Source organism: Rhodoplanes sp. Z2-YC6860, assembly GCF_001579845.1.
GTDB lineage: Bacteria > Pseudomonadota > Alphaproteobacteria > Rhizobiales > Xanthobacteraceae > Z2-YC6860.
In genome coordinates this window covers 3,989,735-4,001,783 of the sequence record NZ_CP007440.1, presented here as the reverse complement: position 1 = coordinate 4,001,783, position 12,049 = coordinate 3,989,735, and the positions used below count along the sequence as shown (strand labels likewise).

The 12,049-nt window shown below is 64.3% G+C and carries 9 protein-coding genes; 2 read left to right on the top strand and 7 right to left on the bottom strand.

The genetic code is table 11. The annotated features are described in order from the left end of the window. Positions 1-322: 322 nt before the first annotated feature. From RHPLAN_RS18450 to RHPLAN_RS18435, 4 genes are all read right to left on the bottom strand, one after another. Positions 323-1,288 (bottom strand): Bug family tripartite tricarboxylate transporter substrate binding protein, encoded by a 966-nt coding sequence (locus tag RHPLAN_RS18450; RefSeq protein ID WP_068020613.1) that lies wholly within the window; start codon positions 1,286-1,288, stop codon positions 323-325. Positions 1,289-1,316: 28 nt separating this feature from the next. Further along, positions 1,317-4,520, bottom strand: coding sequence for an efflux RND transporter permease subunit (locus tag RHPLAN_RS18445; protein WP_068020611.1), 3,204 nt, complete (start codon positions 4,518-4,520; stop codon positions 1,317-1,319). 1 nt (position 4,521) lies between these two features. Beyond that, positions 4,522-5,526 (bottom strand): efflux RND transporter periplasmic adaptor subunit, encoded by a 1,005-nt coding sequence (locus RHPLAN_RS18440; protein WP_198165027.1) that lies wholly within the window; start codon positions 5,524-5,526, stop codon positions 4,522-4,524. Between the two features lie 131 nt (positions 5,527-5,657). Continuing rightward, a complete protein-coding gene (locus RHPLAN_RS18435; RefSeq protein ID WP_157100336.1) occupies positions 5,658-5,927 on the bottom strand; it encodes a hypothetical protein in 270 nt (89 codons plus the stop codon). Between RHPLAN_RS18435 and xth the strand changes: the two genes are divergently transcribed. Then, a complete protein-coding gene (gene xth / locus RHPLAN_RS18430) occupies positions 5,914-6,714 on the top strand; it encodes an exodeoxyribonuclease III (protein ID WP_068020605.1) in 801 nt (266 codons plus the stop codon). The two genes, RHPLAN_RS18435 and xth, sit on opposite strands and share 14 nt — an antisense overlap. Positions 6,715-6,737: 23 nt before the next feature. Here the strand turns inward: xth and RHPLAN_RS18425 are convergent, their stop codons facing one another. Both RHPLAN_RS18425 and ilvD read right to left on the bottom strand, forming a co-directional pair. Continuing rightward, positions 6,738-7,646, bottom strand: coding sequence for a tetratricopeptide repeat protein (locus RHPLAN_RS18425; RefSeq protein WP_068020603.1), 909 nt, complete (start codon positions 7,644-7,646; stop codon positions 6,738-6,740). Next, positions 7,633-9,357, bottom strand: a complete 1,725-nt coding sequence (gene ilvD, locus RHPLAN_RS18420) for a dihydroxy-acid dehydratase (protein ID WP_068020601.1) — start codon at positions 9,355-9,357, stop codon at positions 7,633-7,635. The genes RHPLAN_RS18425 and ilvD overlap by 14 nt, the downstream gene beginning before the upstream one ends. Positions 9,358-9,638: 281 nt before the next feature. Here ilvD and RHPLAN_RS18415 point away from each other — a divergent pair, with 281 nt between their 5' ends. After that, positions 9,639-10,232, top strand: a complete 594-nt coding sequence (locus tag RHPLAN_RS18415) for a DNA-3-methyladenine glycosylase (protein WP_084246561.1) — start codon at positions 9,639-9,641, stop codon at positions 10,230-10,232. Between the two features lie 25 nt (positions 10,233-10,257). On the opposite strand, the gene RHPLAN_RS18410 is transcribed toward RHPLAN_RS18415, so the two are convergent. Further along, positions 10,258-11,892 (bottom strand): peptide chain release factor 3, encoded by a 1,635-nt coding sequence (locus RHPLAN_RS18410; protein WP_068020596.1) that lies wholly within the window; start codon positions 11,890-11,892, stop codon positions 10,258-10,260. Positions 11,893-12,049 lie beyond the last annotated feature (157 nt).

The window sequence follows — 12,049 nt, the reverse complement described above, 5'->3', positions numbered from 1 at the left end:
GCCGCCGTCGCCAACAACTGGGCTTTTCCACGCACTGCGCATGATGGGAATACCGCCCGCGCGCTTGCTTCACGGCCAATTGATGGGGCAGCGGAACGTTCGAATGCCTTTTCGCACACCTTGCGCGGGCGTTCATCCGAACGCACGACGCGAAGCGGTCGGCGGCCCTGCAAGATCAAACCTTCGAGCCCTGGCACCACGATCAAGCAATTCCAAGTTGGGGGCTGACCGCCGGCGGGGGGCTCTCCGGTCCCACCGGCCGGTCTCCAGCGGAGCCGGGCCATGATCGGACTCCCAACCGGTCATGGTCCGGACGCCGCCCTCAGTTGGGCTTGATGCCCGCGGCCTTCGCCACCGCGATGTTGTCGGCGACTTCTGCCTTGATGCGGGCCGCGAACTCCGCGGGCGTCCAGGCGAGCGGCGAAATGCCAGCCTTGGCCAGGCGCATCTGGGTGTCCGGATTCTTGACCGCCTTGATCGTCTCGGCGTTGAGCCTGTCGACAACGGCTGCCGGCGTCCCAGCCGGCGCCAACATGCCGATCCAGATCGGAAACTCGGCATTGCGATAGCCCGCTTCCAGTATGGTCGGCACGTCCGGGAGTTCGGGCGCGCGCGTCGCGCCGTTCGTCACCAGGGCCACGAGCTTGCCATCGCGGATGTAGGGCAGCGCGGTGTTGATCGGGCAGAAATAGAACTCGACCCGGCCGGTGATCACCTCGGTCAGCGCCTCGGGACCGCCGCGGAACGGCACGTGGGTGGCCTGGAATCCCGCCGCGAGCTTGAGCTTCTCGGCGCTGAGATGCGTGCCGGAGCCGACGCCGACCGACGCGAAATTGAACGAGCCTGGGTTGGCCTTGGCCGCGGCCACCATCTCCTGGATGGTCTTGAAGCCCTTCGACGGCGAGATCACCAGCACCGCAGGCAGACTGCCGAAGGCTGCGACCGGCGCGAAATCCCTTTCGGTGTCGTACGGCAGGTTCGCGTAGATCGCCGGCGACACCGAGAACGCGTTGGAATGGGCAAGCAGCGTGTAGCCGTCGGGATCGGCCTTGGCCACGGCATTGGTGCCGAGCGTACCGCCCGCGCCGGTGCGGTTCTCGACTACGATCGGCTGGCCGAGTTGCGGCGAAAGCTGATCGAACACAATGCGCGGCACGAGGTCGGTCGCGCTGCCCGCACCGAACGGAATGATCGCGCGTATCGGCCGTGTGGGCCAATCCTGCGCGGCCGCCACGGCCGGCATCAGCAATGCCAGCGAGGCGATCAAGGCGAGCCTGGTGAAATTCATGGCGTCGCCTCCGACATCCGGGAAACAGCTACTCCGCCGCGACCGCGGGCTTGTGCACCACCTCACCCACCTCCTCGAGCTGCGGCTCGAGGCGGCGGCGCAGGATGCGATCGAAGCGGTCGAGATAGACGTAGATCACCGGCGTGATGAACAGCGTCAGCAGCTGCGACAGGATCAGACCGCCGACCACCGCGACGCCGAGCGGCTGACGCAGTTCCGCGCCCTCGCCGTTGCCGAGCGCGATCGGCAGCGCGCCGAAGATCGCCGCGAAGGTGGTCATCATGATCGGACGGAAGCGCAGGAGACATGCCTCGCGGATCGCGGCTTCCGCCGAGAGGCCGACGCGGCGCCGCTCCAACGCGAAATCGACCATCATGATGGCGTTCTTCTTGACGATGCCGACCAGCATGACGATGCCGATCATCGCGATCACCGACAGGTCCATGCGGAACAGGATCAGCGTCAGCAGCGCGCCGATGCCGGCCGACGGCAGGCCCGAGATGATGGTGATCGGATGGATGAAGCTTTCGTAGAGAATGCCGAGCACCACGAAGGCCGCGAAAATCGCCGCCAGGATCAGCACGCCCTGCCCCTTGAGCGATTCCTGGAAGACCTGCGCGGTGCCTTGGAATCCGGTCGTGACCGAGGCCGGCAGGTTCGCGTCGCGCTCCAGCGCCTCGATCGCGGCGGTGGCGTCGCCGAGCGCCATGCCCGGTGCGAGATTGAACGAGATCGTGACCGACGGCTGCTGGCCCTGGTGATTGACGGTCAACGGCCCGACCGACGGCACGAGCTTGGTCACGGCGGACAATGGGATCGACTGGCCGGAGGGCACGCCGTTGCCGGCGACGCCCGAGCCAGGTCCTGTCGTGCCGCCCGTGCCGCTTGCGCTCGGGACGTTGGTTTTGACGAAGATCCTTTCCAGGCTCGACGGATCGATGCGGAATTCCGGCTTGGTCTCGAGGATGATCTGGTAGTCGTTGCTCGCCGTATAAATCGTGCCGACTTGCCGGGCGCCAAAGGCATTGAACAGCTCCTGGCGCACCTGGTCGACGGTCACGCCATAGGCCGCGGCCTTCTCGCGATCGACGTCGATCGTGGTCTGCGGATTGGTCACGTAAAGGTCCGTGCCGACGTCCAGCAGCCCGGGCAGCTTGGCGATCTTGTCGCGCATCTCCGGCGCCATGCGATAGAGCGCTTCGGTGTCGCTCGACTGCATGGTGTACTGGTATTGGCTCTTGCTGATGCGGCCGCCCAGATTGATGTTCTGGATCATCTGGAAATAGACGGCCATGCCGACGACCTGGCCGGTCGAACGGCGCAGGCGGGCCTGCACTTCGCTCGCAGGGCCGCGTTCCTTCTTCGGCTTGAGCACGACCAGGATGCGGCCGTTGTTGAGCGACGAATTCGGGCCTCCCACGCCGACCGTGGAATTAATGTAGTCCACCGCCGGATCTTTGCGGATGATCTCGGCGATCCGGCGCTGCCGGTCGACCATGGAGTCGAACGAGGTGTCGGTTTGCGCCTCGGTGATCGCGAACATGAAGCCGGTGTCTTCCTGCGGGAAGAAGCCCTTGGGAATCGCGATATAGAGCCATATGGTGGCAGCGATGGTCGCGAACGTGACCATGAGCACGACCGACTTGAATTTCAACGCCCGGTCCAGCGCCCATTCATAGGAATTGAGCCAGAGCTGGAACATGCGTTCGAACCAGCGCAGTACGAAGAATTGTTTCTTCTCGTCGCCCTCGTGATGGCTGCGCAGCACGCGCGCACAGAGCATCGGCGTCAGCGTCAGCGACACGAACCCTGACAGCACGATCGCCACCGCGATGGTGACCGCGAATTCGCGGAACACGCGGCCGACGATACCGCCCATCAGCAGCACCGGAATGAACACCGCGATCAGCGAGAAGGTGATCGAGACGATCGTGAAGCCGATCTCGCGCGAGCCTTTGAGAGCCGCCTCGAACGGCCGCATGCCGCCTTCGATATGGCGGACGATGTTCTCCAGCATGACGATGGCGTCGTCGACCACGAAGCCGACCGAAAGCGTCAGCGCCAACAGCGTCATGTTGTTGACCGAGAAGCCGAAGGCGTACATCGCCGCAAAAGTCGAGACCAGCGAGATCGGCACCGCCAGCGCCGGAATGATGGTCGCCGAGACCGAGCGCAGGAACAGGAAGATGACCATGATCACCAGCACGAAGGCGATGAGCAGCGTTTCCTGCACGTCGGCCACCGCGAAGCGGATCGAGAGCGAGCGGTCCTGCAGCAGCTCCATACGGATCGAGGGCGGGACCTGGGCGCGGAATTGCGGCAGTCGCGCCTTCACCGAGTCGACCACGTCGACCGTGTTGGCGTCGGGCTGGCGCTGGATGGCGAGCACCACGGCGCGGTCGTTGTTGAACCAGCTTGCGACCTTGTCGTTCTCGACGCCATCGAGGACATCGGCAATCTCGGTGAGCTTGACCGGGGCACCGTTGCGCCAGGCCACCACCACGTCCTTGTAGTCCGCGGCCCGGCGCATCGCGCCCGAGGCCAGCAGCGTGGTGTTGCGATCCTTACCGGTCAGCGTGCCGACCGGCGTGTTGGAGTTGGCCTTGGCCAGGACGGTGCGAACGTCGTCGAGCGAGATATTGCGCGCCGCGGCCGCCACGGGGTCGACCTGCACCCGCACCGCGAACTTCTGCGAGCCGAACACCAGCACCTGGGCGATGCCGGGAAGCTGCGAGATCTGGTTCGCCAGGATGATCTGACCGTAGTCATCGATGGTCGACATCGGCAGCGTGTCCGACACCAGGCTGATGAACAGGATCGGAGAGTCAGCCGGATTGACCTTGCGGAACGATGGCGGCGTGGTCATTTCGACCGGCAATCGCCGCTGGGCGACCGACAGCGCGGTCTGCACATCAAGCGCCGCTCCGTCGATGTTGCGGCTGAGGTCGAACTGGATGGCGACCTTGCTCTGGCCGAGCGTCGATTGCGACGTCATCGATGTGACGCCGGCAATGGTCGAGAACTGCCGCTCGATCGGTCCTGCGACCGAGGCAGCCATGGTCTCAGGGCTTGCGCCCGGCAGCGTCGCAGTCACCTCGATGGTCGGGAAATCGACCCGCGGCAGCGCAGCCACGGCCAGCAGCCGATAACCAAAAATGCCGAACACGATGAGCGACGCCGTGATGAGCGTCGTCATCACCGGGCGGCGGATACAAGTCTCTGAGATGTTCATGTCAGGACTCGGCCTTGCCGCCCCGGATCGTCACTTTGGTGCCGTTGGACAACTGCAGCTGGCCGTCGATCACGACGACCTCGCCCTCCTCCAGACCTTTCTCGATGGCGGCTTCGCCGTCGACTGTGCGTTCCACCGTGACGTTGCGGACCGCGACAGCGTTGTTCTTGACCACATAGACAAACGTGCCGGTCTGGTTGGTCTGCAGCGCAGTCGCCGGCACCGTGACCCGCGGATCGCTGCGCAGCGTGAGCTGCGTGTTGACCAGCGTGCCGGGCCACAACAGCTCGTTCTCGTTTGGCATGGTGGCGCGAACCGTCATCATGCCTGTCGAGGTGTCGACCGTGTTTTCGATCATGGTCACCGCGCCCTGGGCACGGGCGCCGGAGCCCGGGATGATCGCTTCGACGGTCGCGGTCTCGGCGACGATGGCGGTGCGCACGTCAGGCAGCACGCGCTGCGGCACCGTGAACGAGACATAGATCGGCGCGACCTGGTTGATGGTGGCCAGCGGCGTGGTATCGGCCTGCCGCGCGATGTTGCCGGCCTTGACCATGGCCATGCTCATGCGGCCGGAGATCGATGCCCGGATCGTGCAATAGCCGAGCTGGACCTTAAGGCCCTCGAGAGTGGCTTTGTTGGAATCGGCGAGCGCGCGGGAGACGTTGGCCTGCGTCTCGGCGTTGTTGAGAGTGACTTGGGTCGAGGCGTTCTTCGACAGGAGATCGGTGTAGCGCTTCACGTCGCGCATGGCCTGCTCGTACTGCGCCTCTGCGCTGACGATGGTCGCCTCGACGCGCTTCATGTCGGCTTCGATCGAACGGCTGTCGAGCACAAACAGCACGTCGCCCTGCTTGACGCGGGCGCCGTCTTCGAACTTCACCGCGGTGATTTCGCTGTCGACGCGGGCCTTCACCGCGACGCTGGCCATCGTGGTCACGGTGCCGAGCGCCTCGATACGGACCGGCACTGGTTTCTTGACCGCCTGCGCGGTCACCACCGGCACTGTTCGCTCGCCGCGCGGAGCCTGCGCCGAAGCCTTCTGCCCCGCCCAACTGTTCCAGAAAGAAAATCCAATTCCAGCGACGACCGCGACAGCCGCCGTCCCCGCAACAAGCGTGCGCTTATTCATCCCATTCAGGCGAGCCCGCTCATAAACGGACCCGCACTCCCTCTGTTATCGTTCAGCGTCGCCCGGCTGCCGTTACAGCCGCGTGTCCCCAGCAGATTTAGTCGGTCACGGTAGCATAAAACGTGCCGTTTGTACCTCCAGATACCGGCAGGTTTAACACCGATAATCCCGATATCCTCCCGCCGCTTTAAGCGCCCGATGAAGTCGGGCATGGTGGCCAGGCTCGCCCATTCCTCCACGCGGAAATAATCAAAGACCCCGATGCGGATCGCCACCTGGAACGTCAATTCAATCAGACAACGCCTTGAAAACCTGACCGCTTGGCTCACCGAGCGGTCGCCTGACATTGTCTGTCTGCAGGAAACCAAGACGGTCGACGACCAGTTTCCGCGCGGTCCAATCGAGGCCCTGGGCTACAATGTTGCAGTGCACGGTCAGAAAACGTTCAACGGCGTCGCGATCCTGTCCAAGTTCGCGTTCGACGAGGTGACGCCGAGGCTGCCCGGTGACGATGCCGACGACCACGCGCGCTTCATCGAGGCGACGATCTCGACCCGGGACGGCACGCTGCGGGTGGCGTCGATCTACCTGCCCAACGGCAACCCGCCCGACACCGAAAAGTACACCTACAAAATCAACTGGATGGAGCGGCTTTCAAAGTACGCGCATGAACGACTTCAACTGGAAGAACCGCTGATCATGGCCGGCGATTACAACGTCATCCCGACCGCGGACGACGTGCACAATCCCGCTGCCTGGACCAAGGATGCGCTGTTCCTGCCGCAGACGCGGGCGAAGTTTCGATCGCTGACGCATCTCGGACTGACCGACGCCGTTCGCGCCGTGAGCGACAGCAAAGACCTCTACACATTCTGGGACTATCAGGCCGGTGCCTGGCAGAAGAACTGGGGCATCCGGATCGATCATCTGCTGCTGTCGCCGCAGGCGGCTGATCGCCTCACCGCCGCTGGAATCGACAAGCACGTGCGCTCCTGGGAGAAGCCCTCGGACCACGTGCCAGTTTATGCGGATTTCGCGTTCGAGCCGGCGGAACGCGCTTAAAGCAGCTTTGCCTCAGCGGGCAGCTAGTCGCGCCGGCCTTCGACCCAACGCTTGAGCAGGATGAAAGCCATCGCTCGCTCGTCATCGGTGGCCTGAGCCACCGCGTTCTCGCGCAACTGCGCGATCCACGGCTCCTTGGCGCCCGGACCGTCGCAGGCGACGGTGAGCCACATCAAACCGGCGGCGCGCTGACGGATGCCGTGCTCGCCGTAGAACATGATGCGGCCGAGAACCGCCTGGGCGCGGTAGTGCCCCTTGTTGGAGGCCAGCACCAGCCACGGCACCGCGCGCTTGGGATCGCGCGCCACACCGTTGCCGTTGAGGTAGAGCGACGCGAGCTGATACTGCGCCTCGGGATCGCCGAAGTAGGATGCGGCGTGGCCGAACATGCGGCGCGCAAGCTCCGGGCTCGGTGTCACCGACGTATTCGGGATGCCCTCGAGATAATAATTGCCGAGCGCAACAAAGGCGTTGGAGACGAAGCGCGCGCGGGGGCCAGCCGGATTGTCATCGGCGTAGCTGTCGGCGAGCTTCTGGAAATAGTTGAAGGCCTTGAGTTCGTCGCGCTGGACGCCGTCACCGTCGGCAAACATGCGACCGAGCTTCCACTGCGCATAGCTGTGACCGTGCTCGGCGGCATATTCCAGCGAGATCACGGCCTGGGCCTTCTCGCCGCTGCGCAACGCCTCGGTGGCGCTTTTCATCGCCTCGCCGAGCGACGTCGGCATCAGCGCGCTGGCGCTGGAGCGTCCGGCGGGATTGGCGATCGCCGGGGCGGCAGCCGCACCGGCGCCGGCCAATGCAAGTGACGGATCGGACGGTGCCACCGGCACCGCATTGGGCGATGGCGTGCCGTCGAGCGCGCTGGCTGGCTCGCCACCGAAGGCGAGCGCAATCAAAGCGACGCTGACAACCGCACTAGATATCCGCATAACACGACTTCTCGCCGGCGGCGCCCGGATGCGTGACCGCGCCATGCAGGGCATCGCCGACCTGCTGAGCGTATTTCCAGATATAGCCAGAGCCGAAATCGATCGGGCGCGGCTTCCATGCCTTGCGGCGCGTAGCCAATTCCTCGGCCGGAACCTTGAGGTTCATCGTGCCTTTGACGGCGTCGATCTCGATGATGTCGCCATCCTTCACGAGCGCGATCGGACCGCCGACTGCAGCCTCGGGCCCGACATGGCCGATGCAGAAGCCGCGAGTGGCGCCTGAGAAGCGGCCATCGGTGATGAGGGCGACCTTGCCGCCCATGCCTTGGCCGTAGAGCGCTGCGGTGGTCGCGAGCATCTCACGCATGCCGGGGCCGCCCTTGGGGCCCTCGTAGCGGATCACGAACACATCGCCTTCTTTGTACTTTTTCGCTTTGACGGCAGCGAAGCAGTCTTCCTCGCGATCAAAGCAACGCGCCGGACCGGAGAACTTCAACTCGGACATTCCGGCGACTTTCACGATCGCGCCTTCCGGCGCGAGATTCCCCTTCAGCCCAACCACGCCGCCGGTCTTGGTGATCGGCTTGTTGGCCGGCCGGACCACATCCTGGTCCGGATTCCATTTCACGCTCTTCATGTTCTGCGCGATGGTGCGGCCCGTCACGGTCATGCAGTCGCCATGCAAGAAACCATGCTCCAGCAACGTTTTCATCAGGAGCGGTATGCCACCAGCTTCGAACATGTCCTTGGCGACATAACGGCCGCCCGGTTTCAAATCGGCGATATAAGGAGTCTTTTTGAAGACTTCGGCGACATCGAACAGCGTGAAGTCGATTCCGCATTCATGAGCAATTGCAGGCAGATGCAGCGCAGCATTGGTTGAACCACCGGAGGCGGCTACCACAGCGGCGGCATTTTCCAGCGCCTTTTTCGTCACAATGTCGCGCGGGCGGATGCCTTCGGCGATCAGCTTCATCACCTGCTCGCCGGCGGTCATGCAGAACGCGTCGCGGATTTCGTAGGGCGCAGGCGCGCCAGCCGAGTACGGCAGCGCAAGCCCGATCGCCTCGGAGACGGTCGCCATGGTGTTGGCGGTGAATTGTGCGCCGCAGGCGCCGGCCGACGGGCACGCCTGCCGCTCGAGTTCGCCGAGATCCGCGTCGGACATCTCGCCGACCGAATATTTGCCGACCGCTTCGAACACGTCCTGCACGGTGACCGGACGACCCTTGAAGGTGCCAGGCAGGATCGAACCGCCGTAGAGGAAGACCGACGGCACGTTGAGACGGCACATCGCCATCATCATGCCGGGCAGCGACTTGTCGCAGCCGGCAAGACCGACCAGCGCGTCGTAGGAGTGGCCGCGGACCGTAAGCTCGACCGTGTCGGCAATGGCTTCGCGCGACGGCAGCGAGGACTTCATGCCCTCGTGGCCCATGGCGATGCCGTCGGTGACCGTGATGGTGCAGAACTCGCGCGGTGTGCCGCCGGCGGCCGCGACGCCTTTTTTCACGGCCTGGGCCTGGCGCATCAACGAGATGTTGCAGGGCGCGGCTTCATTCCAGCAGGAGGCGACGCCGACAAACGGCTGGTGGATCTGAGCCGTGGTCAGACCCATCGCATAGTAATAAGAGCGGTGCGGCGCTCGTTCAGGCCCTTCGGTGACGTGGCGGCTGGGAAGCTTGGTTTTGAGTTTCGTTCTTGCGTCCATAGACGATCCTGCGGCGAGATGGCCGCATCCTTCGGGCTTTCGCCCCCCTCACCGCTGCTGTCTCCCCCCGCGGGAAATGCCTGGCGGATGCAAATCTTTTCGTCCCAACCCGTTACTCGATCCGGCTGAAAAATCCGGTAATGCCACAACGGTTTGTGACGTGTCTTCGATGTCGGCAAAGGGTATGGCTAAATCACGGCGCGTTCCTCCAAACGGACGACCGGAATTCAAATGTTCCAAACTTGTTGCAGCCAAGTCACATAGGGTTGCCGTGCTGCAACATCAACAATCGTTATCCCTTGTCCTTGCGCCAGCTCCATAAGCGGTTTTTCAGCCGAAGCGTGCATCTCGTCGCGCCCGACTTGATCGGGGCGACGCTGCTCGTAGACGGCGTGGGCGGCCGGATCGTGGAGGTCGAGGCCTATCACCACACCGATCCCGCGGCGCATAGTTACCGAGGCCTCACCGAGCGCAACGCAGTTATGTTTGGTCCGGCAGGCTTTGTTTACGTTTATCGCTCTTACGGCATTCACTGGTGTGTGAACTTCGTCTGCGAGCCCGCGGGCTCGGCCAGCGCGGTGCTGATCCGGGCGATCGAGCCGTTGGAGGGCCTGGCCAAGATGAAGCGACGGCGCGGCCTGACCGACGAGCGGCTCTTGTGCTCTGGCCCCGGGCGCCTGACCGAAGCCATGGGCGTGACTCATGCCCACAACGGCCTCGCGCTCGATCAGCCGCCCTTCGAGGTCTATGCCCGCGACGGCGAGTTCGAGGTCGAAAGCGGTGTCCGCATCGGCATCACGAAGGCCGCGGACCTGCCCTGGCGTTATGGCCTGAAGGGCTCGAAGTTTCTGAGCAAGCCGTTCAAGAACGGCTGACAGGCCGAACCTGACCTCGCTCGGCTTACGCGGCCGCCTTGTCGCCGGCGTGGCGATCCTTGACGTCGGTGAACACGATGCCGGGTGCGCGGTCGCGCGTGTAGCCGAGATAGAAGTCGTTCTTGGCGAGATAGACCGGATCACCGTCGAGGTCATCGGCGATGCTGAGGCCGTGATCCTTGACGAACTTCTCCAGCACCTTGGGGTCTTCGGCTGAGACCCAGCGCGCCAGCCCGAACTCGGCAGTGTCCCACAGGACTTCGAGGCCGTATTCGTCCTTGAGGCGCACCCGCAGCACGTCAAGCTGCAGCGGGCCAACGACGCCGACCAGCGCCGGCGAGCCGTCCCGCGGCCGGAACACCTGGACCACGCCCTCTTCGGCGAGTTGCTGAAGCGCCTCCTTCAGCTTCTTCGCCTTCATCGCGTCCGGCAGCCGCACCCGGCGCAGGATTTCGGGCGCGAAGTTCGGCACGCCGACGAAGTTGAGGTCTTCGCCCTCGGTCAGCGTGTCGCCGATCGAGATCGCGCCATGGTTCGGGATGCCGACCACGTCGCCCGCAAAGGCTTCGTCGGCCACCGAGCGGTCCTGGGCGAAAAAGAACTGCGGCGCGGTGAGCGACAGCGACTTGCCGGTGCGGACCTGCTTCACCTTCATGCCGCGGATCAGCTTGCCGGAGCAGAGCCGCGCGAACGCGATGCGGTCGCGGTGGTTCGGATCCATGTTCGCCTGGATCTTGAACACGAAGGCCGACATGTTGTTTTCGTCGGCTTCGACCGTGCGCTTGTCGGCCTTCTGCGCTCGCGGCGACGGCGCGATGCGGCCGATGGCATCCAGAAGATCGCCGACGCCGAAGTTCTTCAGTGCCGAGCCGAAGAACACCGGCGACAGGTGGCCTTCGCGGAACGCCTCCAGCTCGAACGGCTTGCAGCCCCCGCGGGCGAGCTCGAGTTCGTCGGAAACGGCGGACGCGTCGAGATTGGGATTGAGCGCGGCCACATCCTCAATGCTCATTTCGCGCAAGGTGCCGGCCTTGCCGGCATCGCCTTCCAGAAGCCGCACGCCTCCACCTTCGATGGCAACAGTGCCGACGAAGTCGCGGCCGCGGCCGACCGGCCAGTTCACCGGTGTGGTGTCGAGCGCGAGCGTCTTCTCGATCTCGTCCAGAAGGTCGAACGGGTCGCGACTCTCGCGGTCCATCTTGTTGATGAAGGTGACGATCGGAATGTCGCGCAGCCGGCAGACCTCGAACAGCTTGCGGGTGCGCGCCTCGATGCCCTTCGCGGCGTCGATCACCATGACGGCGGAGTCGACGGCGGTCAGCGTCCGGTAGGTGTCCTCGGAGAAGTCCTCGTGGCCCGGCGTGTCGAGCAGGTTGAAGACGTGCCCGTCATACTCGAAGGTCATCACCGAGGTGACCACCGAGATGCCGCGCTCCTTCTCGATCGACATCCAGTCCGACTGGGTGGTGCGGCGGTTGCGCTTGGCCTTGACCTGGCCGGCGAGCTGAATGGCGCCCCCGAACAGCAGGAGCTTTTCGGTCAGCGTGGTCTTGCCGGCGTCGGGGTGGGAAATGATCGCGAAGGTGCGCCGCCGCTCGATCTCATCGGCGAGCGGCGAACGGTTGTGGCCTGCGCCGGGCGCCCGGACTGGTGCGTTCATGGGGGCGTATTTACAGAGTCAGGGGCTCAATTCAAGGCTCGTGCAGCTTGTGTCCCGGGCGCATCGCAGCGCGAGCAGAGCGAGTGGTGCGATGCTGACCCGGGACCCCGGTTTCTTTCTTTCCGGGATAGCAACCGGGGTCCCGGATCAGCGGCGC